At 32.6% G+C, this 22036-nt stretch carries 25 protein-coding genes; 5 read left to right on the forward strand and 20 right to left on the reverse strand.

From position 1 onward, the window contains the following. Window positions 1-56: 56 nt before the first annotated feature. From COJ46_RS18475 to COJ46_RS18495, 5 genes are all read right to left on the reverse strand, one after another. Window positions 57-839 (reverse strand): SDR family NAD(P)-dependent oxidoreductase, encoded by a 783-nt coding sequence (locus COJ46_RS18475; protein ID WP_097974277.1) that lies wholly within the window; start codon window positions 837-839, stop codon window positions 57-59. Window positions 840-1047: 208 nt separating this feature from the next. Next, window positions 1048-1215 carry a DUF4083 family protein gene (locus COJ46_RS18480; RefSeq protein WP_097974275.1) on the reverse strand — a complete coding sequence of 56 codons (168 nt, stop codon included), beginning with the start codon at window positions 1213-1215 and terminating at the stop codon, window positions 1048-1050. A 146-nt stretch (window positions 1216-1361) separates the two neighbouring features. Continuing rightward, a complete protein-coding gene (locus COJ46_RS18485) occupies window positions 1362-1772 on the reverse strand; it encodes a Fur family transcriptional regulator (RefSeq protein ID WP_069034156.1) in 411 nt (136 codons plus the stop codon). A 7-nt stretch (window positions 1773-1779) separates the two neighbouring features. Further along, on the reverse strand, window positions 1780-2616 hold the full coding sequence (locus COJ46_RS18490) for a metal ABC transporter permease (protein ID WP_097974274.1): 837 nt from the start codon (window positions 2614-2616) through the stop codon (window positions 1780-1782). Then, a complete protein-coding gene (locus COJ46_RS18495; RefSeq protein WP_097974272.1) occupies window positions 2613-3389 on the reverse strand; it encodes a metal ABC transporter ATP-binding protein in 777 nt (258 codons plus the stop codon). Before COJ46_RS18495 ends, COJ46_RS18490 begins: the two co-directional genes overlap by 4 nt. Window positions 3390-3654: 265 nt before the next feature. On the opposite strand from COJ46_RS18495, the gene COJ46_RS18500 reads away from it, so the two are divergent. The 3 genes from COJ46_RS18500 to COJ46_RS18510 all read left to right on the forward strand — a co-directional run bounded on the left by COJ46_RS18500 (window position 3655) and on the right by COJ46_RS18510 (window position 5501). Next, window positions 3655-4524, forward strand: coding sequence for a YitT family protein (locus COJ46_RS18500; protein ID WP_069034159.1), 870 nt, complete (start codon window positions 3655-3657; stop codon window positions 4522-4524). Between the two features lie 307 nt (window positions 4525-4831). Next, window positions 4832-5083: a DUF2624 family protein gene (locus tag COJ46_RS18505; protein WP_097974270.1), complete on the forward strand. Its 252-nt coding sequence runs from the start codon at window positions 4832-4834 to the stop codon at window positions 5081-5083. Window positions 5084-5201: 118 nt separating this feature from the next. Next, window positions 5202-5501 carry a hypothetical protein gene (locus COJ46_RS18510; protein ID WP_088010998.1) on the forward strand — a complete coding sequence of 100 codons (300 nt, stop codon included), beginning with the start codon at window positions 5202-5204 and terminating at the stop codon, window positions 5499-5501. A 421-nt stretch (window positions 5502-5922) separates the two neighbouring features. On the opposite strand, the gene COJ46_RS18515 is transcribed toward COJ46_RS18510, so the two are convergent. Then, a complete protein-coding gene (locus tag COJ46_RS18515; protein WP_097974268.1) occupies window positions 5923-6816 on the reverse strand; it encodes a deoxyribonuclease IV in 894 nt (297 codons plus the stop codon). A 123-nt stretch (window positions 6817-6939) separates the two neighbouring features. Next, on the reverse strand, window positions 6940-8247 hold the full coding sequence (locus tag COJ46_RS18520; protein WP_097974266.1) for a DEAD/DEAH box helicase: 1308 nt from the start codon (window positions 8245-8247) through the stop codon (window positions 6940-6942). Window positions 8248-8472: 225 nt separating this feature from the next. Between COJ46_RS18520 and vrrA the strand changes: the two genes are divergently transcribed. Both vrrA and COJ46_RS18530 read left to right on the forward strand, forming a co-directional pair. Then, complete coding sequence (gene vrrA, locus COJ46_RS18525; protein WP_098566184.1) at window positions 8473-9261, forward strand: VrrA/YqfQ family protein; 789 nt, start codon at window positions 8473-8475, stop codon at window positions 9259-9261. 81 nt (window positions 9262-9342) lie between these two features. Beyond that, the gene (locus tag COJ46_RS18530; protein ID WP_097974262.1) at window positions 9343-10287 is read left to right on the forward strand and encodes a 4-hydroxy-3-methylbut-2-enyl diphosphate reductase; all 945 of its coding nucleotides are present in this window, start codon (window positions 9343-9345) and stop codon (window positions 10285-10287) included. A 59-nt stretch (window positions 10288-10346) separates the two neighbouring features. On the opposite strand, the gene COJ46_RS18535 is transcribed toward COJ46_RS18530, so the two are convergent. From COJ46_RS18535 to ybeY, 13 genes are all read right to left on the reverse strand, one after another. Beyond that, on the reverse strand, window positions 10347-11465 hold the full coding sequence (locus COJ46_RS18535; RefSeq protein ID WP_098566185.1) for a Nif3-like dinuclear metal center hexameric protein: 1119 nt from the start codon (window positions 11463-11465) through the stop codon (window positions 10347-10349). Continuing rightward, window positions 11462-12169 carry a tRNA (adenine(22)-N(1))-methyltransferase gene (locus COJ46_RS18540; RefSeq protein ID WP_097974259.1) on the reverse strand — a complete coding sequence of 236 codons (708 nt, stop codon included), beginning with the start codon at window positions 12167-12169 and terminating at the stop codon, window positions 11462-11464. The genes COJ46_RS18535 and COJ46_RS18540 overlap by 4 nt, the downstream gene beginning before the upstream one ends. A 275-nt stretch (window positions 12170-12444) precedes the next feature. Further along, on the reverse strand, window positions 12445-12801 hold the full coding sequence (cccA, locus tag COJ46_RS18545; protein WP_056474948.1) for a cytochrome c550: 357 nt from the start codon (window positions 12799-12801) through the stop codon (window positions 12445-12447). 791 nt (window positions 12802-13592) lie between these two features. Beyond that, window positions 13593-14711 carry an RNA polymerase sigma factor RpoD gene (gene rpoD, locus COJ46_RS18550; protein ID WP_069034168.1) on the reverse strand — a complete coding sequence of 373 codons (1119 nt, stop codon included), beginning with the start codon at window positions 14709-14711 and terminating at the stop codon, window positions 13593-13595. Window positions 14712-14740: 29 nt separating this feature from the next. Continuing rightward, entirely contained in the window at window positions 14741-16549 is a 1809-nt protein-coding gene (gene dnaG, locus COJ46_RS18555; protein WP_097974257.1) for a DNA primase, read from the reverse strand. A 542-nt stretch (window positions 16550-17091) separates the two neighbouring features. Further along, on the reverse strand, window positions 17092-17904 hold the full coding sequence (locus COJ46_RS18560; protein ID WP_097974256.1) for a pyruvate, water dikinase regulatory protein: 813 nt from the start codon (window positions 17902-17904) through the stop codon (window positions 17092-17094). Window positions 17905-17924: 20 nt separating this feature from the next. Then, window positions 17925-18563 carry a transcriptional regulator CcpN gene (gene ccpN / locus COJ46_RS18565; protein WP_097974254.1) on the reverse strand — a complete coding sequence of 213 codons (639 nt, stop codon included), beginning with the start codon at window positions 18561-18563 and terminating at the stop codon, window positions 17925-17927. A gap of 97 nt (window positions 18564-18660) precedes the next feature. Next, window positions 18661-19446 carry a DNA repair protein RecO gene (gene recO, locus COJ46_RS18570; RefSeq protein WP_097974253.1) on the reverse strand — a complete coding sequence of 262 codons (786 nt, stop codon included), beginning with the start codon at window positions 19444-19446 and terminating at the stop codon, window positions 18661-18663. 27 nt (window positions 19447-19473) lie between these two features. Beyond that, window positions 19474-19617 (reverse strand): YqzL family protein, encoded by a 144-nt coding sequence (locus tag COJ46_RS18575; RefSeq protein WP_069034173.1) that lies wholly within the window; start codon window positions 19615-19617, stop codon window positions 19474-19476. Window positions 19618-19849: 232 nt separating this feature from the next. Further along, window positions 19850-20758, reverse strand: a complete 909-nt coding sequence (gene era, locus COJ46_RS18580; RefSeq protein WP_097974251.1) for a GTPase Era — start codon at window positions 20756-20758, stop codon at window positions 19850-19852. Beyond that, window positions 20751-21149, reverse strand: a complete 399-nt coding sequence (locus COJ46_RS18585; RefSeq protein ID WP_097974249.1) for a cytidine deaminase — start codon at window positions 21147-21149, stop codon at window positions 20751-20753. The genes era and COJ46_RS18585 overlap by 8 nt, the downstream gene beginning before the upstream one ends. A 46-nt stretch (window positions 21150-21195) precedes the next feature. Then, entirely contained in the window at window positions 21196-21576 is a 381-nt protein-coding gene (locus tag COJ46_RS18590; protein WP_098566186.1) for a diacylglycerol kinase family protein, read from the reverse strand. Continuing rightward, entirely contained in the window at window positions 21557-22033 is a 477-nt protein-coding gene (gene ybeY / locus COJ46_RS18595) for an rRNA maturation RNase YbeY (RefSeq protein WP_097974246.1), read from the reverse strand. The genes COJ46_RS18590 and ybeY overlap by 20 nt, the downstream gene beginning before the upstream one ends. Window positions 22034-22036: the final 3 nt, after the last annotated feature.

A 22036-nucleotide genomic window follows, 5' to 3' on the forward strand; every position in this document is an offset into this window, starting at 1 on the left:
ACATAATTTATCAGCAAAAAACGACTCGGCCAATTATGTCCGAGTCGTTTTAAAAATTATATTCTTCTTTGGATATACCTTACAACGTTCGTAACTAATTTTCTTGGCATGAATCGAACAGAATTTGCTAGTATTTTATTCGTCATACCAGGAATCACAATTGTTTTTCCATCTCTAAATCCCCTATATGCTACTTTAGCAACATCTTTTACATTCCCTACTCCACTTTGGAATAAATTTGATTCATGCATATTAGCACGTTTTCCAAAATTCGTTTCTGTTGCACCAGGACAAACAGCTGTTACTTTAACATTTGTTCCTTTCATTTCATTCGAAAGTGCTTCCGTAAAAGAAAGAACATAAGACTTTGTAGCATAATAAACAGCCATTAATGGTCCAGGCTGAAATGCTGCTGTAGAAGCAATATTCATCACTCCACCCTTATTTCGATCAATCATCCCTTTTAAAAACAATTTTGTAAGATGTGTTACTGTACGTATATTTAAATCAATCATGTTTAACTCTTCGTCTAAATTTGTAGTTGCAAACTCCCCAAATAATCCAAACCCAGCATTATTCACTAAATAATCAACTTGAATAGTTTCAGCATTTAATTCCTTTTGTAAAGAAACTATTTCCTCTTCCTTAGATAAATCCTTTGAATATAGATGAATCTTTACTTTCGATATTGATTCAATTTCACTTTTTACTTCCATTAAATTATCAATCGATCTTGCTACTAGGACTAAATCGAATCCATCCCTTGCAAATAAAATAGCCAATTCTTTACCAATTCCTCCGGATGCACCTGTAATTAATACGGTCTCATTTGACTTCATCGTTATTTCTCCCTACTCTTCACACTTATATTTTTTATCATTTAATCAAGATTAAGATTATACGTTTAAACATTTAAACACATTTGATGAAACTTACTATACCTTATAAAAGAAAAAAAGACAATATTATATTGTCTTGAGAATGTTGAAATAAGCTAGTATACTTTGCTGCTTATTTATCAAGTTTCTGTTTCAATAACTTGATAGTCTACTGATCTTTTTTTAAGTTTTCGTTTATCTTATCAAGTTTTGCTTCAACCCTCTGCATTTGAAGCCTATTTTTCCTAATGGAACGAAAAATAAATACAACTAAAATAATAATAGCAACTGGTATTAAAAATACAATCAACTGAAAGATTAAATCTCCTATAGCCATACCATTTACTCCTTTCTTATTTTAAGTGCATTAAAAAAATTTCTCACTTCTAATTAAAGTATAAACGAAATTGGAAAATTATGTAACATGTACTTTTTCCTAAAATAAATAGAGAGTACAACTGTACTCTCTAAAGTGGATAGAATTCAACTACATTCTGGACAAAGACCGTATATCTCAAATTTATGACTTTGTACTGTATAACCAGGTAAATCAACAGATAAATTGTCCATAGGACATCTATAAATACTTTTTGTATTACCACAATCTAAACAAATAAAATGATGATGATGCTCTGAGGAAGAACACTTCGATCGAAAACGTTTTTCACCATCTAGTTCTGTAACTTCCACTACATCAACCTCAATAAATGTTGATAAATTACGATAAATCGTATCGAAGCTAAGTCCTTTGTATTTATCTTTTAATGCTTGTTGAATATCTCTTGCAGTCACATATTTATTTTGCCTAAAAATATATTCAAGCATATCATATCGTTTAGGCGTATTTTTGAAGCCTCTTTCTTTTAATAATTTTGAAGCATCTGCTAATTTCATTTAATCACTACCTTTGTCTCGTTCTTAATTTCTTCAAACTTAAAGTAAAAATAAGAATAAGGATTTGCAGGATCACAATCGTACCACCAGGCGCGAGATTTAAATTATAAGAAAGCAAAATACCTGCAACAACTGAAAACTCTCCGAAAATAATAGAAAAGATAATTGTTTGCTTAAAACCCTTAGAAATTCGTATGCTCGCTGCTACTGGTAAAGTCATTAGAGATGATACTAATAAAACACCTACAACTCTCATAGAAATGGATACTACCAAAGCAACTAATAAGATAAACAAATAATGAATCCATTTTGCATTAATACCTGAAGCAACTGCATATTCTTCATCAAATGATAATAGGAACAATTCTTTATAAAGTACTATGATAGATATTACTACAAAAACAGCTATAATTATGACAGTAATTAAATCTTCTTGTGACACAGCACTAACACTACCAAATAAATAACTAAATAGATCTGTATTAAATCCATTAGCTAGTGAAATTAAAATGACACCTAATCCCATTCCTCCTGAAAGAATGATTGGAATTGCTAACTCTTGATAATGTTTATAAACACTTCTTAGTTTTTCAATTAAAAATGCTCCTGCAACTGAAAATGTCATCCCCATAAATAAAGGACTAATAAAGCCTGATGTAAAGAAAAACTTTTCAAGTAAAAGACTTGCTGCAACTCCTGATAAAGTCACGTGACTCAATGCATCAGAAATAAGTGATAATCTTCTAAATACAACAAATACACCTAATAATGGAGCCATAACTCCAATTATCATACCAGTGATTAATGTATTTCTCAGAAAATCATAATGAAAGAAATCCATCATATTCGATCTCCTCCATTCTCGTGATTGTGAGATAATACATGCACAGAATGGCCATATAGAAGAGACAAATCCTTCTCAGTAGCATCTTTAAACTTATCTCGACTACCATGGAAGTGTAGTCTTTTATTTAAACATGCAACATGTGATACTTTATCCGTAATAATGCCAATGTCATGAGAAACTAATAATAAAGTAATACCAAGCTTAGTATTTAAATCGCTAAGTAATTGATAAAAGCTTTCTACATTTTCAGCATCTACCCCAACGGTTGGTTCATCGAGTATTAATAGTTCTGGATTACTTACAAGTGCTCGTGCAATAAAGACACGCTGTTGTTGTCCACCTGAAAGTTCGCCGATATTACGATTTGCAAATTCATACATTCCAACTGACTTCAACGCTTCAGCGACTTTTTGTTTATCCGAATTTTTAAAACCGTTAAACAATCCAATTTTAGAAACAAGACCTAATGATACTACTTCAAAAACCGATGCTGGAAATCCAGAGTTAAAACTATTCGCTTTTTGAGATACATAACCAATCTTATCCCAACTTTTCATTTTTCGAATATCTGTACCGAATATCTCTATTTTTCCTTCATCTGGTTGTTGGATACCTAATATACATTTTAGTAAAGTTGATTTGCCACTACCGTTTGGACCAACTAAACCTAAAAAGTCTCCTTTTTTTACTAGAAGATTAATGTCTGTTAATACCTTTTGACGTTCATAGCTATAAGACAAATCTTCAATTTTTATGATATCTTGACTCATTTATTAAAACACCTTCATCTATTTAGGAATAATTACGTTTTACTTCAAGTTCTTAGTATAAGAGAATACTTCTTATTTGTAAACAAAGAAAACTCGGCAAAATATTTATTAGTTTTTTAATTCATTTCATCTTTATCAAAACTTTAAATCCCTTAATTCTTCAGTGGATTTTTAATGTATTTTTAATAAATAAGACTTATCACTTTGTGACAAAAAATACAATGTGTTACAATTATCATATAAATATAGATAAAGAGGTGGTTTTTTGAACGCAATTACACATCGTAAGCTTTCAAACTTTAAGATTATTAGACGGGGGTTTTTTATTACATTAGGAGCTGCATTGATGGCAGCTTGCTTAAAAGCATTCTTTATTCCAACTGATATCATTGATGGTGGAATCGTAGGTATCTCTTTGATCCTCTCCCATATTACTTCGATTAATCTCGGTATTTTTCTATTCTTGTTAAACTTACCTTTTGTAATAGTAGGTTATAAGCAAATCGGTAAAACATTCGCTATCTCAACTTTATTTGGTATCACTGTACTTTCAGTATTTACCTCTCTTTTTAAGGACATTCCTCATTTAACTAATGACCCTTTACTAGCTGCATTATTTGGTGGATTAGGTTTAGGAATTGGCGTAGGCTTAGTAATTCGTAATGGTGGCTCACTTGATGGGACTGAAATTATAGGAATACTTTTAACAAAATCATCACCTTTTTCAATTGGTGAAGTTGTTATGGCATTTAATGTATTTATTCTCGGAAGTGCAGGATTTGTATTCGGATGGGATAATGCTATGTATTCATTAATTGCCTATTATGTAGCATTTAAAACAATTGATTTAACAATTGAAGGGTTCCAGGATACTAAATCTGTTTGGATTATTAGTGATAATGATAAAGAAATCGGTGATGCATTAAATGCCCGATTAGGTCGAGGAGTTACATATTTTCATGGCGAAGGTGGCTTTATGGGTGAAGATAAAAAAATCATCTTTACAGTCATTTCAAGACTTGAAGAAGCAAAATTAAAATCGATTGTTGAAGACTATGATGAAAATGCCTTTGTAGCAATCGGAAATATAGCAGATGTCAAAGGTGGAAAGTTTAAGAAGAAAGCAATCCACTAATAGTAAACAATTAAGCTTGAATTCTATCATGAATTCAAGCTTTTCTATTTTAATAGTTTAATTGAGTTGTTCAAATAATCCGGTTTACGACGCCTCAATGATCCAGTTATAAGATACCGCGAATAGGAGTGTCTTTTATTTTCTCCTGAATCTCCATTTGAAATCAGTACAGTTTTTTGCACTGCCTCCCACTGTTATCCATAATATTTTTGAAAAATCAATTGAGATTAGTGTCCTATGCTCATTATTTATAACAACCCTTCATAAAATTTATTGATGAAATATTTCACCCAAGAGGAGGTTCAGAATGAATATTATCCAAACACTCATAAATAAAAAGGTAAATAGTATAACACCAAAGGATTTATTAAAATTAAGCCAGCAATATCAAGTGTATATTACGCCAGATCAAGCCAATAAAGTGGCTGCAATATTAAACGGGAAAAATTATAATATTTATGACGCTGAACATAAAAAGCAAATTCTTTCCCAAATTGCAAATGTTACCTCTAAAGCCACTGCACAACAAGTTGATATTATTTTTCAAAAGCTAACTTAAGCTTGGTTTAAATGTTCATTAAAAAGCTTTAATTTATAACTCTACTCATTTCACAAATCATATAATGCTCATACAAAGAATCACCTAACTATTTTAAAACGAAATGAGAGGGATTAATATGGATTTGCATGAGCTACATTATGAAATAATTTATTTAGACAAAGAAACAGATGACGAAGTGAAATTCAAACACATGTTTCATATGGATGATTTAAGCCATAACTTAGCTCTTAATATCGCTAGTAGTTTAATCGAACGTGACAAGGCACATGTGGTCTATATTAAATTAATGCACTTAGACGAACATGATCACGAATTAGTTAGTAATGTTGTCACTGTGAAAAGAATTATTGATGGAAAAATAATTGCTTCATATTTGGATAGTAAGTTAAAGAAGGTTGTAGAAATAGAATTATAAACTAGATTGAATGGGGCTGTCTCATAAGTCGAATTAACTGACTTATGGGTGCCCTTTTTTTATTACTAGTGCTAGTAGGGGTATATCATTATATTGCTTTCTATTTGTAACTGATAATTTAAAAATAATTAAAAGTTTATTATTCACTTAAGTAAGAATAAGAGCATATTTGCTAGAATTCATTTAAAGGTATCTACTTTTATCTGATTTCCAAGTCGTTATACTTCTAGGGGTATGGGTAATGTTGGATATTATTTGCGATTCTTAGGAATTTAATTGCAGTTTTGCTAAATTTATTTGCGATTCTCTAATTTTAATTGCATTTTTACCGATTTTAATTGCGATTTCCAGATTTTATTTGCAGTCCAATAAGAAAATAAAGAAAACCAGCCCATTATTTAAAATGAACTGGTTCTTTGAATTAAGCTTTCAATAATTCTTGAATTAAGTTTTCGTTGAATTCTTGATTGCGTAACATTTCAATTTCTAATTTATACGGTGGTACCTTGTTGTTTTTATCTTCACCAACATATGGAGTTTCTAAAATTTTAGGGATGTCCATTAGTTGTGGATGATGAACAATATAGTTTAATGCTTTAAATCCAATCGACCCAAAGCCGATGTTCTCGTGTCGATCTTTTCGACTTCCCATTGGATTTTTACTATCGTTAATATGAAGTACTTTTATTTTATCGATCCCAATTAAGTGATCGAATTGCTGTAAGACACCATCAAAATCATTAACGATATCATAACCAGCGTCATTAATATGGCATGTATCAAAACAAACTGATAATTTATCGTTGTAGTGTACACCTTCCATAATTCTCGCTATTTCTTCGAATGATTTACCACATTCTGAACCTTTTCCAGCCATTGTTTCAAGCGCAATTTGTACTGGAGTTTCAGCTGTTAATACTTCATTTAAACCTTGAATAATTCTGTCGATTCCAGCATCTTCACCAGCGCCTACGTGAGCACCTGGATGTAATACGATTTGTTTTGCTCCTAATGCTGCTGTACGGTCTATTTCTTTTTGTAAAAATTCAACACCTAATTCATATGTAGCTGGATTTGTCGTATTTCCAATATTGATAATATATGGTGCATGGACAACTATATCAGCAATTCCATTTTCAGCCATATGTTTTAAACCCGCTTCAATATTTAAATCTTCAATTGCTTTACGACGTGTATTTTGAGGCGCACCTGTATACACCATAAATGTATTAGCACCATAGCTTGCAGCTTCTTCACTAGCGGCCAAAAACATCTTTTTACCGCTCATTGAAACATGAGATCCTATTCGTAACATTCTTTTTCGCTCCTACCTTAATTAATCATACTTACCATTTTAACATGAAAATCAATCATGGTTAAATTGTTCGCCTGCTTATAAAAGAAAAAGAAAGGAATATTCTTCCTTTCTTTTTTCAAACTATCTACTCGTTTTTCTTTTCACTTTATTTTTAAATGATTCTCTTTGTTCATTCAGTTTACGTTTATAGCCAGGTTTAACTTTAGATGGCTTTTTAATTGCTTTACCAGCAACTGCATCTAAATTACGATCAGTTCTTTTACGTAGCTTACGTTTTGAACGCGGTCCTAAATCAACCCATTCACCATTTTTAAGTTCACGATGCTCAAATGTAATTCCACGATCTTGAAGTTTGTCTAATGCTTGTTCATCTTCTTGATCATAAATTGTAATAGCAGTTCCAGAGAAGTTTGCACGCCCTGTACGTCCTACACGGTGTACATAAAAGTCTAAATCTGCTGGTAGTTCGATATTGATTACATGACTTACACCTTCAATATCGATCCCTCGGGAAGCTAAGTCAGTAGCAACAATATATTGGAACTCTAAATCTTGAATTTGCTTCATCATTTTTTTACGTTCACGAGGAGTTAAATCTCCGTGAATTTGACCAACTTTTAAGCCATATGATGATAATTGAGAAGCAACTTCTTCAGCCTTTTTCTTCGTATTTGTAAAGACAATTGCTAAATATGGCTGACAACTTAATAAAATATCTTTAGCCATTTTAACTTTGTCTTTATGTCGGCTTGGAACAATAATATGTTCAATTTTCTGAGCTGAAAGTTGTTGCGGATTAATATGAATATGTTCAGGATTTTCCATATACTTTTTCAAAAACGGTTTAAGCTTCTCAGGAATTGTCGCCGAAAAAACAAGCATTTGTAGTTTCTTTGGCATCTTTGATGCAACTTGGTCCACATCATGGATAAATCCCATATCTAACATTAAATCTGCTTCATCCACTACTAAATACCTCGTAGTATGAACTAATAATACATTATCGTTTACTAAATCTTTAATACGTCCAGTAGTACCGATTACGATATGTGGCTGTTTTTTTAGTTTTTCAACAGTACGTTTGTAGTCGGTTCCTCCAACGAAGTTTTTTGCAGTTAATTGCTCATCTTCTGGACAACATTCAATGATCGCTTGAACATCATTATAAATTTGAGTCGCTAATTCACGAGTTGGAGCAGTTATTACTAATTGCACTTGATCTAAAGATGGATCTAATGTATTAATTGTCGGAATTAGATATGCATGAGTCTTTCCTGACCCTGTTTGCGATTGACCGATTACACTACGTCCAGTTTTAACTTGAGGAATGATCTTTTGTTGAATTTCTGTTGGTTCTGTAAAGTGTTTCTTCTCTATCGCTTCCAAAATAAATGGTTTTAATTGAAAATTTTTAAATGAAATTGCCATATAACTCACCTTCTTAATTTAAACTTTCTATGTAATGAGGAAACTATATCCTCTTACAAAATAGCTACAATTATCTATTATACAATAGATTAGCCCAATAAAGCTAATTCTAATTTTTCTTTCTTCTTTAGTAGCATTTTAATTTTTATTCTGTCCTATACTAACCATTTCAAATTATGTGCATAGCCTAAGTAATAAAGAGTATTTTTGAAAGGAGGTATTAGAATGGGATTACTTGATAAATTTAAGAAAAAAAATAAACAGCCTTTTCCTATGAACGGTCCAAATTTTTATACTAGTTATCAACAGCCTTATCAAAATTTACAAAATCCATACGGTGCAAGACCAAATTTTGATCAACGATACCCATATCCCCAATCACCGCAGCAACCTTATATGCAACATCAACAACAGTTTTATCCACCTGTCCAACAAATTGTTGGGCAACAAGGTCATTATCAACAACCAATTTCATATCAACCACAGTTAAACGCACATCAACAATATATAAGCCAAAATAAAATTTTACAACCTGTTCCTTTTCAAAACCAGCCAGTAATGCAGCCACAGGGCGGTAGTAATTATCAGCAACAAGGATCACAAAATCAATACCCAATGACTGGGCAACCACCCGAAAAAGAAGATGATGGCAGTCCAGGTTTTTTCTCGCGATTAATGGGAGGAGACACTTCAATTACAGGTGTCATCGGTGGTATGCAAAAAGCTGTTCAAGCAGCTCAACAAGTCACGCCAATGATTCAACAATACGCTCCTGCTATTAAAAATTTCCCTTCAATCTATAAAATATTTAAGGCAGTAAATACCGACGACCCGGTCGACACAAAAAAAAGTAAAAAAAATGATTCAAATGGAATAATAGATGCTGTGCAAACAGAAGAAACAAAACCTAAAAAAAGAAAGAAAGCTCCAATTAAGTCAGAAGTAGTAGAACCATCTCATAATATTGAAGAAACTGCATCAAACGAAAATCCAAAACCAAAATTGTTTATGTAAATTTTCTTTTTCTTTGTATAGTAGTATCTCCCTCCTTTATAATAAAAAATGACAACAATATTATAAAGGAGGGGCTACTCCATGAAAGTTATTAAAGTTACCCCACGAGGCTATTGCTACGGAGTTGTAGATGCAATGGTCATTGCTAGAAATGCAGCTAAAGATCCATCATTACCAAGACCAATTTATATACTTGGTATGATTGTTCATAATAAACATGTTACAGACGCATTTGAAGAAGAAGGTATCATTACTTTAGATGGTCCAAGCAGATTAGATATCCTAGATAAGATTGAAAAAGGTACTGTTATTTTTACGGCTCACGGAGTTTCTCCAGAAGTAAAATCAAAAGCAATTAAAAAAGGGCTTACGACGATTGATGCGACTTGTCCAGATGTAACGAAAACTCATGATTTAATTAAAGAACGAATGGCTGAAGGCTATCACTTTATTTATATTGGTAAAAAAGGACATCCGGAACCAGAGGGCGCAGTTGGAATCGCACCTTCGATTGTTCACCTAATTCAAAATAAATCTGATATTGATGCTTTAGAAATTCCTACTGATAAAATTATCATTACAAATCAAACAACTATGAGCCAATGGGACGTAGTTGAATTAATTCAATACGCAATTATAAAGTACCCGACTGCTCATGTTCATAAAGAAATTTGTATGGCAACTCAAGTTCGTCAAGAAGCAATTGCTGATCAAGCTAGCCAAGCAGATCTAACAATTGTTGTAGGTGACCCGATGAGTAATAACTCAAATAGACTTGCACAAGTTTCGCATGAAATTGCAGGAACAAAGGCATTTCGTATTTCAGATATAACTGAACTTCAGTTAAAATGGTTAGAGGGCGTTGAGACTGTAGCTGTTACGTCTGGAGCTTCTACTCCAACACCGATCACACGTGAAGTTATCGCATTTTTGGAGAAGTATGATCCAAACGATGAAAGCACTTGGGATACAAAATCCGGAGTAGAATTAAGTAAAATACTACCTAAAGTTAGAATAAAAGACTAAAAAATAGGACTTCTGGATTTTTAACCCGGAAGTCCTATTTTTTAATTCGCAAAAAACGTTTAAATAAATGTAAATGGATCAGTGTGGATCGTTGAAGCGATAATTTCACAAGCCATGTTTTTTTCTTTTAATTTATTATCTAAAAGACGTTTAACACCTAATTTCATCACTTTTTCAATATTGTGACCTGCATCAACTATATTTAAATTAAGCATTTTCCAATCCTGTGCTACGTGGTAATATATATCACCACTTAAATAAACATCTGCACCATTTCTTTTTGCATGATAGGCAAACTTATTTCCGTCTCCACCTACAATAGCAACCTTTTTTACTCGATCACTTAAGTTCCCTACCACTCTTACACCTTGTAAATCTAATTTCTCTTTTACATAATGCGCAAATTCTTCTAATGAAATCTCTTCTTTAAGGCTTCCGATTCTCCCAATCCCGAATGTTTTGCCTTCATTTTCTAGTGTGTATGTATCATATGCTACTTCTTCATACGGATGAGCTTTTTGCATCACCTTTAGCACTTGTTTTAATTTTAATTGTGGAACAACTGTTTCGAGCTTTACCTCATCAACTTCTTCTAATTGCCCCTGTTGCCCAATAAATGGTGTTGTCCCCTCTAAGGGTATAAATGTCCCTGTTCCATTCGAACTAAAGCTACAATGGCTGTATTGACCAATATGACCTGCTCCAGCATCACAAATTGCATTTAATACAATTTCAGCATGTGTTTTCGGTACATATACAACTAACTTAAGTAATTTTTCTACATAAGTTGGAGCGAGAACATTCGTATTATCTAATTGTAAAGCTTCAGCTAAAAAATCACTCACACCGTTTTCTGCGATATCAACATTTGTATGTGCTGCAAAAACAGCTAGATCATGTTTAATACAAAGTTCCACTATTTTACCCGGTTCACTGTCTGTATCAATCTTTTTTAAAGGACGATAGATAATAGGATGGTGAGCAATAATTAGGTTTGCACCAATTGAAATTGCCTCTTCTACCACCTCTTTTGTGACATCTAATGCAATTAATACCTTTGTCACTTGTTTTGATAATGTACCAATTTGAAGACCATTTGGGTCACCTTCCTCAGCTAAATGCTTAGGGAATAGTTCTTCAAATTGCTGTACTAGCTGAAAACCATTTATCGATTTCATGAAAGCACCTCTTTTATCCACTCAAGTTTCTGTTCAACTTCTTTCATCTTCTGAACTGATTCCTCTGTTTGTTTTGCTGATTCAAGTTGAGTTAAGATTCTTTCAAAATTCTTTTTTTCATGCTCCCATTTCTTCTTAAATGCATCATTTTTGTTTTTTAATAAGTAAGGACCTATAAATAGCTCCATATCTTTCTTTTCACTGTATGCACTATTTGGATTTGATTTAGAAGCTACTAGAATTTCATAGATTTTTCCATCCTCTTCTAATATATCTTCTTCCACAAGAGAATAACCTACATAATCAAGCCAATTTCTAATTTGATTTGCACCAATATTTGGTTGCAACACTAACGTTTCAACACCTTGAAGTTTTTCTTTACCTTTTTCTAATATGCTCGAAATTAAAGAACCACCCATTCCAGCTATTGTTATGACATCTACTTCGTTCGGTACTAAAACCTCTAGCCCGTCTCCCATTCTCGCTTCTACAATTCCTTCTAACCCACTTTGACGAATCGTAGATCGTGCTGAATTATATGGACCTTCAGTAATTTCCCCTACAATAGCTGAGGTGCATCTTTTATTTAAAACTGCATAACAAGGTAAATAAGCATGATCTGATCCAATATCAGCTAATTTAGTGCCCTCTGGTATGTAATCAAATACTCTTTTTAAACGATTTGATAAATTAACTTCATTCATAACAAAATCACCATTTCATTTTATTTTCATAACATCATTTTACACTATAGTAGTCAATAAACCAAAATGACCTCTTCTTAACGAAGAGGTCATTTCAGACTGCCTGACAAATGGCCGCTTGCGGTGCTTATTACCGTCTTAGGTAACTCCGCTCCTCTTCGACCTTCGCGCCTCGAAAGAAAGCTTTTTCAAGCAGTCTGAAAATCAAATTATTATAAATTTGATTAAACAGTGAAATGACCCCTTCTAACGAAGAGGTCATTTTATATGCTTGCTTATTTTTTCTCAGATAACCATTTAGCAACAGCATCCAATTGTGGTCCTTGTAGTAAACCAGCTGGCATTCCGCCTTCTTTACCGTTTTTAAGAATGTCTTTGATTTGATCTTCTGAGTATCTTGAACCTACTTTAGTTAAGTTTGGTCCTACAACCCCTTGTAATTGATCACCATGACAGCTAACACATGTTTGAGCATATATTTCATCTGGCTTAGTTGATGCTGTTTGCGCCGGTTTTTTATCACCGTTGGCAATTTCATCAGCCTGTTTTGCTCCTTTTAATGAAATAATTAGCATGACTGCGATTCCTAGTGCTGCAATTAGAGCAAAAGGAATTAATGGATTTCGTTTCATTATGATCCCCCTTATGTAACCCCTTAAAAAAATAAAATTAATTACTATAACATTATTATTGTATACGATTAAAAACAATAAAAAAAGTATTATATTGGATAAATTTAAAAATTGTTAAACGATTTCAAAATTATATAAACCTTCCTACTATAAAGAATTAAGTTCTATATAGCATAATTACAAATTATATTTGTATAAACTCACCTCTTGATAAATGAAATAAGTAAGTTTTTTTAAGAAACCATTTAAAACCATCGTTACCCCATTAAACTTTTATTTTAAATTTAATCATTTTCACAAAAAGCTTAAGCAAAAGATTTAACCCATTCTATTAAAAAACTCTAATAAATAATTGCTATTACGATATAGGTAATATGTCTTCAAACCATTTATTTAATATTTAGTAGTATTGAACTAATTATAAAAATTATTAAAAAAGTAGGGAAAATGAGTATTTGCAAATTTAAAGACAATTCTGTAAAATAAAGTAAATAGGTATCCAATTGTTAAAATGATGGAATTACTACTAGCGTCTCCATAATTTATAATAACCATTTTTGCTTAAATTATCCTTTGATTCATCTTTAGAATAAATTATTAAAAGATCAACCGTTTTAGCATTACTTAGTATGTAGCATAGCACTACAATTATATATTTAGTACGGACATTCGATATATTTTGACAAAATTTTTATTGTGACATATTTACTAATTAAAACGTTTTCCTTTTTTATTTTTTAGTTGAAAATAAAAAAGTTTACCCAATAAAGGATAAACTCTTTTTAAACATTCTATTCTAAGAAATCTTTTAGACGTTTGCTTCGGCTTGGATGACGTAATTTACGTAGAGCTTTTGCTTCGATTTGACGAATACGCTCACGTGTAACTCCAAATACTTTACCAACTTCTTCTAAAGTACGTGTGCGTCCATCATCTAAACCAAATCGTAAACGTAAAACATTTTCTTCACGATCTGTTAATGTATCAAGAACATCTTCTAATTGCTCTTTTAGCATTTCATAAGCTGCATGCTCAGCTGGTGAAGTTGCTTCAGAATCTTCAATGAAATCACCTAAGTGTGAATCATCTTCTTCACCAATTGGTGTTTCTAATGAAACTGGCTCTTGAGCAATTTTAAGGATTTCTCTAACTTTTTCTGGTGGTAAATCCATTTCTTCACCAATTTCTTCAGGAGATGGCTCGCGACCTAAATCTTGAAGCAATTGACGTTGAACACGAATTAATTTGTTAATTGTTTCCACCATATGAACTGGAATACGGATTGTTCTAGCTTGGTCTGCAATTGCACGAGTAATCGCTTGACGAATCCACCAAGTCGCATATGTACTAAATTTATAACCTTTACGATAATCAAACTTTTCAACGGCTTTGATTAATCCCATATTACCTTCTTGAATAAGGTCTAAGAACAGCATACCACGTCCTACATAACGTTTTGCAATACTTACTACTAATCGTAAGTTCGCTTCTGCTAGGCGTCGTTTCGCTTCTTCATCGCCTTCTTCAATACGTTTCGCTAAATTGATTTCATCTTGTCCAGAAAGTAAATCAACTCGGCCAATTTCTTTTAGGTACATACGTACTGGATCATTAATTTTTACTCCAGGAGGAACACTTAAATCATTTAGGTCAAATTCTTCTTCCTTCTCTAATTGAGTTCCTCTAGGTTCATCATCAGCGTCACCAACAATATCAATACCTTGTTCACCTAGTTGCTCATAAAACTCTTCAAGTTGATCTGAATCAATTTCAAATCCATTTAAACGATCTGCAATTTCTTCATATGTAATTACACCACGTTTTTTACCATTTTCAATTAATAATGCTTTTACTTGATCAAGTGTTACTTCTGTTTCCGTATCTTTAGAACGAGCCGATTTATCAGCCATCTGTTCCCCTCCTTCGAAAAGTTCGCGAATCATTTAACATATTTCATACTAGATCTTAGCTGTGTGATTTGTTGGAGAATCGTTGCAGCTTTTACAAAATCTCCTTCACGTTCGGCTTTTTTCAGATCTATTTCTTTTTCACGTATACGTTGTTGTTTATCATAGTTGTTTAATGCATCTAAATAATCCTTTAACTCTCGCTCTGTTAGTTCAGGTGCTATCTGTAAATTGACAATTTTTGAAACTACTTCAAGTAACCTTTTTGAAGGAAGGTAATTCATAAATTTACTAATATTAGACTCATTGCCCTCTTCATAATAAGCATAAAGATGGATTATAATCTCGGAATAATCATTATTGTAGAATAGACCCTGATATTGCTGTCTTACTTTTTCAGCCACGTCACTGCTATTTAACATATGAGCTAAAAGTAATTGTTCAGCTCTAACATGTGCAGGAAGAAGTGTCTTAGTAGTAATATCGCGTTTGATATCAGTTTTTACTTCTGTTACATTAGATATACGATTTGCCTGATTACTATATTGTCCAAATTCCTTCTTAAGTACTTCAATCGAGATAGAAAACTCTTTTGAGAGTTGATTTAAGTAATAATCTTGTTCGATCAGTTGACTTAGTTTAGCAATTTCTTGTAGCATTTCTTTTATATACTGAAATTTAACAGTTTCATCTAAAAGATTTTTTCCTTTTCGATGATATTGCATTTTAAAACTCATTAATGATACACTAGCTTCAATAATAGAGGTATTAAATTTTTCTGGACCAAATTGTCTTATATATTCATCAGGATCTAAGCCATCAGGCATTTGTGCTACTTTAATTGTAAATCCTTCTTTTTGAAGAACTTTAGCTGCTTTTTCAGTTGCGTTAATACCAGCCTGATCTGAATCATAACAAATAATAATTTGATCAACAGATGTTTTCAAGACTTTCGCTTGATCCTCTGTTAATGATGTTCCCATGGTTGCAACTGCATCATGGACACCAGCTCTAAACGCAGAAATGACATCTGCAAAACCTTCCATCAAGATTGCCCGATTTTGCTTTCGTATGACATTCTTTGCTTGGTAAAATTGATATAATAATTTTCCTTTATGGAAAATTGAAGATTCAGGACTATTTAAATATTTTGGTGACCCTTCACCCATTATTCTTCCACTGAATGCAACAATTTTTCCTTGATGGTTATGAATTGGAAAAATTAATCGATTTCGAAATCGATCATAGTAATTACCATCACGTTCACTTCGAACAACTAGACCAGCTTTCTCCATGATTGGCATTGGATAGCCACGTTTTTCTAACACCTTAGTAACAGCATCCCAAGAATCTAAAGCAACCCCAAGCTCAAAATGCTTTATTTCCTCTCTAGAAATTCCTCTGTTAAGTAGGTATTCTAATGCTTGTTTACCTTCTGTTGTGTTAACTAATAGATGATGATAGTACTTTTTGACAAACTCATGAGCTTCAAGCATAATGCCTTGCTCAGTAGCTTGTGGATTCTTGACTGTGTCAACCGTATCTGTAGGTAAAGTGATATTTGTCTTTTTTGCAAGCTGATGGACAGATTCTTGAAAGTTAAGTCCTTCAAGCTGCATAATGAAAGAAATCGCATTTCCTCCAGCACCGCATCCAAAACAATGAAAAATTTGTTTTTCAGGAGACACAGAAAAAGATGGTGTGCTTTCTCCATGAAAAGGACAAAGTCCAAAATAATTTCTTCCTTGTTTTTTCAGAGGAACATACTCACTTACTACATCAACTATGTCAACTGACTGACGAACCTGCTCGACAAGTTCATCGGGAATTCTGTTTCCCATACTGACAGCTCCATATACTATTTTATTCGATAAAACTCACTGTATTCCTTCATGATTCGACAAAAATATTTCCATATATTTTAAACTTAAGTCAATTCACTTTATTAAATCATATATGAATTATTAATTATCTAAAAAGAAGTGCTAAACAGTAGTTCATAAGCATTGCATCCAACTGCTAGTTCTGGTTTTCATTAACCCATTTATTTATCGCTTATGATTAATTTCTACACGTCTTTTGTAATTCCTTCAAAACATGTATCGATTTATGTAGTTTTATTTCCATCTTTCAATAAACTAGGAAGCACATATTCATAGTTTATTCGTAAGTATAAAAAGTTAAACCTATTAATTAGTTCATTTCATACAATTTTTTATTATAATCTATTTTAATTAGGAAATCTAGCAATAAGTACTAAAGAATTTTAACTTTTACATACAATCCTAATTTAACTAATTCCCTATTTAAAAAAGATGAAAACACATTAGATTACTCTAATGTGTCAGTCTAAAAAGATCGATCATTTTTAATTTCAAAAAAATTATCTAATCTGCTTATTTTGGTAATAGAAATTTAATATTACATTAGCGGATTCTTCTACTGCCTTACTTGAAACATCTACCACTTTACAGCCAATTTGTTTAACAACATTATTGAAATGTTTTAGTTCATCTTCAATTCTTGAAATATTAGCATAACTAGCTCCATCGTGAAGTCCTAATGAAATTAATCTTTCTTTTCGAATATGGTTTAACTTTTCTGGAGAAATCATTAGTCCTATGCACTTTTCTTTCGGAACATTAAATAGTTGTTCTGGTGGATCAACTTCTGGAACTAAAGGCACATTGGCAACTTTAAATCCTTTATGAGCAAGATATTGTGATAAAGGAGTCTTTGATGTTCTCGATACACCGATTAAGACTATATCAGCTTTTTCAATACCTCTTGGGTCTCTTCCATCATCATATTTAACAGCAAATTCAATTGCCTCTATACGTTGGAAATAATCTTCATCTAGTTTACGAACAACACCAGGTTCATTTCTAGGTTCAAGTTTATGAATCGTTGAAATTTTATCGATTAATGGACCGATTAAGTCATATACGATTACACCAGCACTTTGCGATTCCTCTAATAATTTCTTTCTCATATCAGGTTTTACTAATGTAAATACAATAATACCATTATTTTCTTTTGCTACTTGAACTATTTCAATTAATGTTGCGTTATCTTCAACGTATGGTACACGTCTAATCTCGAATTTTTGATGAAATTGACTAATAGCCGCCTTTACGACATGCTCTGCTGTTTCACCAACAGAATCTGATACAACATAAACGATTGAATTGCCCATATGTTCACCTCTTAACTTTACTAAAACATATCATTGTTCATTAAGTCTACAATCGCACGAGTAAAATTTGTTTTTGTAAATCGACCAATAACCTCAAGTCCATGCTCACTTTCACGAACAACAGGGACAGCATCAATTTGTTTTTCAATTAAACTCTTAGCTACATTATAAATTGTATCATCTTTAAAGCAAATTGTAATGTTTGGCATCCTCGTCATGATAATATCTACGGGTAATGTATGCAAATCTTTATTTCCTATACTTGCACGGAGTAAGTCTTTTCTCGAGAGTACTCCTGTTAATATCGAATTTTGATCAACAACAAATAACGTTCCTACATCTTCAAGAAACATTGTAACTATCGCATCATATACTGATGAACTTCGATCTACTACAACAGGAATAGCCTGAAATTCCTTTACAGTCAATTTTTTAATTCTGTCAATGACTTGTGCACCGCTTGTTCTTCCTGTGTAATAATATCCTACTCGTGGTCTTGCCTCTAAAAAACCAGTCATTGTAAGAATAGCTAAATCCGGGCGAAGCGTAGCTCTTGTAAGTGCTAGCTGATCAGCTATATGTTCACCTGTAATTGGTCCATTATTTTTTACAATTTCAAGTATTTGAGTTTGTCGCTTTGTCAGTTCTATTTCCCTCACCCCTAACTATCCAATATGTTATACTCTCTAATAAATATTATATACTATTTTTACAATTTAAAAAAGAAAGAAGGAAATAGGTAGCCTATTTCCTTCCTTAGGTTTCTGAATTTTTATTTGTTTTCAGAAAATTATCCATATTTTTTAATTGCTCTAAAAATTTGCGTGACTTTAAATAAATTCCACTATATTCATCATAGTATGAAAATAAAATTTGTTGTAAGTTTTTCTTTGTTGCTTCACTAACCTCAATTTTTCCAAGTCGATTTACATCAAAATGATAAAATAATCTCATTAACTTAACCGACTTTTCAGTAACAGAAAAAGCATATGGATCAGTATGTTTACAACGCTGACATAAAAACCCACCTTCTTTAACAGAAAAGGCTACAAATATATTTTCATTTGCACTACATCTACAATTCACACATTGATCAAAAAATGGGTGATATCCTAATACAGGAATCATTTTTGTCATAAATAAATAAGTCAAAACTTCAGCGTCTGCACCTTCATTCATGTGCTGTAGTAATTGAAGGACCAATTCAAATAAATACGGATTATTTTTTTTCTCTTCAACCGCTTTATCAGTAAGCTCTACAACAATTGAAGCATACGCAGTTGCAACTAAATCACTTCTTAACTCACGAAATGAATCAATCAGTTCTCCTTGACTTAATGTACCTAAACCGGATCCTTTTTGAATCAAAAACGACCCATATGTAAAGAGTTGTGTAACAGAAGCAAGTCGACTATTCGTCTTCTTTGCTCCTCTTGCCACAACTCCTATCTTACCTAATTCTCTTGTTAAGAGAGTAATAATAACATTTGATTCTCCATAAGCGTTTGCCCGTAATACAATTCCTTCTACACGCTGTAACAATTAACTCACCATCCAATTGGATGAAGGTTAAGTATGTAGGGAATCAATATCAGCTATTTCTTCATCAATGTAACTTTTCTGATCCACATGTTCCTGTTCAAGCTGCTTAAACAATAAATATGTCTCAACATTTCCAGTTTTAGAAAAGACATCCCAGGTAAAATTCAACATTGAGAAACCACCTTTCAAGAATAGCTACAACTCATTGCTCATTACCTATAGCCAATTACTTTCCCTGCTTACTTATAATGTGACCTTCTCTCCCGATTTTCATGTGTATAAAATTTATTAAAATAACAAATAAAAAGCTTGCAAAATCCAGAAAAATATGTTGGGCTTTTTTGAACAAATGGTAATATTATTAGACCCTGATGCTAAGCCCTAGTCCCTTGATTTTTGCTTTTTAATATTCATCCTCGCGGAAACCTAAATCTCTTAATTGAGACATACGATTACGCCAATCTTTTTGAACCTTAACCCATAACTCTAAGAATACTTTTGTATCAAGCAAGTTTTCTATATCTAAACGAGCACGCTTGCCAACCTCTTTTAACATGCTACCTTGCTTACCGATAATGATTCCTTTTTGGGAAGACCTTTCAACGACAATTGTTGCATTTACGTATATTGCATTTCCTTCTGGTCTTCTTTCAATTTGCTCAATAATAACAGCAATTGAATGTGGAACCTCTTCTCTAGTCAAATGCAATACTTTTTCTCTTATTAATTCTGAAATGATAAATCTTTCAGGATGATCTGTAACTTGATTTGCAGGATAATATTGCGGACCTTCTGGTAAATAAGTTTTAATAACTTTTAATAAGCGATCGACATTATTCCCTTGTAATGCTGAGATCGGAACAATTTCAGCAAATTGGAATAAATCTTTGTATTTATTGATTAAATCAAATAATTGATCAGGATGAATTGTATCAATTTTATTAATAACTAAAATTACTGGACTACGACTTCCTTGCAGCTTCTCAATAATGAATTCATCTCCACGACCAAATCCTTCATTGGCATTTACCATAAATAGCGTAGCATCAACATCCTTAATCGAATCTTGAGCTACCTTTACCATAAAATCACCAAGCTTGTGTTTTGGCTTATGGATTCCTGGCGTATCAATAAAGACAATTTGTGCATCATCTTCTGTAAAAACGCCTTGAATTTTATTACGAGTAGTTTGAGGCTTATCACTCATTATAGCTATTTTTTGACCTATTACTCGATTTAGGAATGTACTTTTCCCTACATTTGGTCTACCTATAATTGAGACAAAACCTGATTTATAACTTTCTTTATTCATTCAAATCCTCCGATGTAAATGCTCCTGGCAATAATTCTTTTACTGTTGTTTCTTGGATTACTCCATTTAAGTTTGATAAATATACGACTGTATCTGGACCACTAAGTTCAAATAAAACTTGACGGCATGCCCCACAAGGAGCAACAGGTCCCTCGGTATCAGCGACAACTGCTACTGCTGAAAACTCTGTAATACCATCTGAATATGCTTTGAATAATGCAGTTCGCTCTGCACAATTCGTTAGACCATATGATGCATTTTCTATATTACAACCATGAATAACTCGACCATCCTTTGTTAGTAAAGCTGCACCAACTTGGAATTTCGAATATGGTACATATGCGTTTACTCTAGCTTTTATCGCTTCATTTATAAGTTGTTGTTTATCCATTTATGTAGCCTCCTATTATAAGCCCGAACACGAAAGTGGGGTCTTATTAACGTAGTATAGTAAAATACGGAAAAAATAGCAAAGCACCTATAATGATTGAAACGATTGCAGCGACTAACACCGCCCCAGCTGCCACATCCTTTGCTTTTTTTGCTAAAGGATGTTTATTAGGTGATGCTAAATCTACAACTGCTTCAATTGAGGAATTAACTAACTCTAGCGAAATGACACTTGTAATAATAAGCAGAAGAATTAACCAATCTATTCGACTAATATGTAAATAAAACGCAAGGCCGATTGAAATAAATGCTGCAAATAAGTGGATTTTTATATTTCTTTCATCCTTAATGACTTTATAAATACCACTAAATGCAAAACCAAAAGATTTAAGTAATGGCGCTCTTTTTTTAGAGTCTTTCAAGGCCATATCTTTCTAATATTTCCTTTTGTTTTGTAAACATCACTTTCTCATCGGCTTCATTCATATGATCATAACCAAGTAAATGTAAACATCCGTGAACTGCTAAAAAACCTAATTCACGGCGGAACGAATGACCATACTCCTCAGCCTGTCTCTTAGTAGTAGGAATCGAAATGACAATATCACCTAAAGTACGCGGTAAGTCCACTCCAATGATTTCAATTTCACCTTCCCCTAATTCTTCCATTGGAAACGAAATAACATCAGTAGCACGGTCTTTCTCTCGATACTCCTTATTAATTTCATGAATTCTTTCATCATCTACAAATGAAACCGCAATTTCAACTTCACCCGTTACACCCTCATATTCAAGTGCGCACTCTAGTAAACCCTTTATATCAGATTGCTGTTCTTTAGTCACTTCATTTGTTTCATCTATAAAATCAATTTCTAGTTCAACCATTAT

Origin of the sequence: Bacillus sp. AFS077874 (assembly GCF_002566505.1) — a bacterium.
Lineage (GTDB): Bacteria > Bacillota > Bacilli > Bacillales > Bacillaceae_G > Gottfriedia.

What these genes read in the sequence shown, in the direction of transcription:
- COJ46_RS18475 (WP_097974277.1), bottom strand. Translation starts at nt 839, where the DNA reads ATGAAGTCAAATGAGACCGTATTAATTACAGGTGCATCCGGAGGAATT.
- COJ46_RS18480 (WP_097974275.1), bottom strand. Translation starts at nt 1,215, where the DNA reads ATGGCTATAGGAGATTTAATCTTTCAGTTGATTGTATTTTTAATACCA.
- COJ46_RS18485 (WP_069034156.1), bottom strand. Translation starts at nt 1,772, where the DNA reads ATGAAATTAGCAGATGCTTCAAAATTATTAAAAGAAAGAGGCTTCAAA.
- COJ46_RS18490 (WP_097974274.1), bottom strand. Translation starts at nt 2,616, where the DNA reads ATGATGGATTTCTTTCATTATGATTTTCTGAGAAATACATTAATCACT.
- COJ46_RS18495 (WP_097974272.1), bottom strand. Translation starts at nt 3,389, where the DNA reads ATGAGTCAAGATATCATAAAAATTGAAGATTTGTCTTATAGCTATGAA.
- COJ46_RS18505 (WP_097974270.1), top strand. Translation starts at nt 4,832, where the DNA reads ATGAATATTATCCAAACACTCATAAATAAAAAGGTAAATAGTATAACA.
- COJ46_RS18510 (WP_088010998.1), top strand. Translation starts at nt 5,202, where the DNA reads ATGGATTTGCATGAGCTACATTATGAAATAATTTATTTAGACAAAGAA.
- COJ46_RS18515 (WP_097974268.1), bottom strand. Translation starts at nt 6,816, where the DNA reads ATGTTACGAATAGGATCTCATGTTTCAATGAGCGGTAAAAAGATGTTT.
- COJ46_RS18520 (WP_097974266.1), bottom strand. Translation starts at nt 8,247, where the DNA reads ATGGCAATTTCATTTAAAAATTTTCAATTAAAACCATTTATTTTGGAA.
- vrrA (WP_098566184.1), top strand. Translation starts at nt 8,473, where the DNA reads ATGGGATTACTTGATAAATTTAAGAAAAAAAATAAACAGCCTTTTCCT.
- COJ46_RS18530 (WP_097974262.1), top strand. Translation starts at nt 9,343, where the DNA reads ATGAAAGTTATTAAAGTTACCCCACGAGGCTATTGCTACGGAGTTGTA.
- COJ46_RS18535 (WP_098566185.1), bottom strand. Translation starts at nt 11,465, where the DNA reads ATGAAATCGATAAATGGTTTTCAGCTAGTACAGCAATTTGAAGAACTA.
- COJ46_RS18540 (WP_097974259.1), bottom strand. Translation starts at nt 12,169, where the DNA reads ATGAATGAAGTTAATTTATCAAATCGTTTAAAAAGAGTATTTGATTAC.
- cccA (WP_056474948.1), bottom strand. Translation starts at nt 12,801, where the DNA reads ATGAAACGAAATCCATTAATTCCTTTTGCTCTAATTGCAGCACTAGGA.
- rpoD (WP_069034168.1), bottom strand. Translation starts at nt 14,711, where the DNA reads ATGGCTGATAAATCGGCTCGTTCTAAAGATACGGAAACAGAAGTAACA.
- dnaG (WP_097974257.1), bottom strand. Translation starts at nt 16,549, where the DNA reads ATGGGAAACAGAATTCCCGATGAACTTGTCGAGCAGGTTCGTCAGTCA.
- COJ46_RS18560 (WP_097974256.1), bottom strand. Translation starts at nt 17,904, where the DNA reads ATGGGCAATTCAATCGTTTATGTTGTATCAGATTCTGTTGGTGAAACA.
- COJ46_RS18575 (WP_069034173.1), bottom strand. Translation starts at nt 19,617, where the DNA reads ATGTTGAATTTTACCTGGGATGTCTTTTCTAAAACTGGAAATGTTGAG.
- era (WP_097974251.1), bottom strand. Translation starts at nt 20,758, where the DNA reads ATGAATAAAGAAAGTTATAAATCAGGTTTTGTCTCAATTATAGGTAGA.
- COJ46_RS18585 (WP_097974249.1), bottom strand. Translation starts at nt 21,149, where the DNA reads ATGGATAAACAACAACTTATAAATGAAGCGATAAAAGCTAGAGTAAAC.
- COJ46_RS18590 (WP_098566186.1), bottom strand. Translation starts at nt 21,576, where the DNA reads ATGGCCTTGAAAGACTCTAAAAAAAGAGCGCCATTACTTAAATCTTTT.
- ybeY (WP_097974246.1), bottom strand. Translation starts at nt 22,033, where the DNA reads ATGGTTGAACTAGAAATTGATTTTATAGATGAAACAAATGAAGTGACT.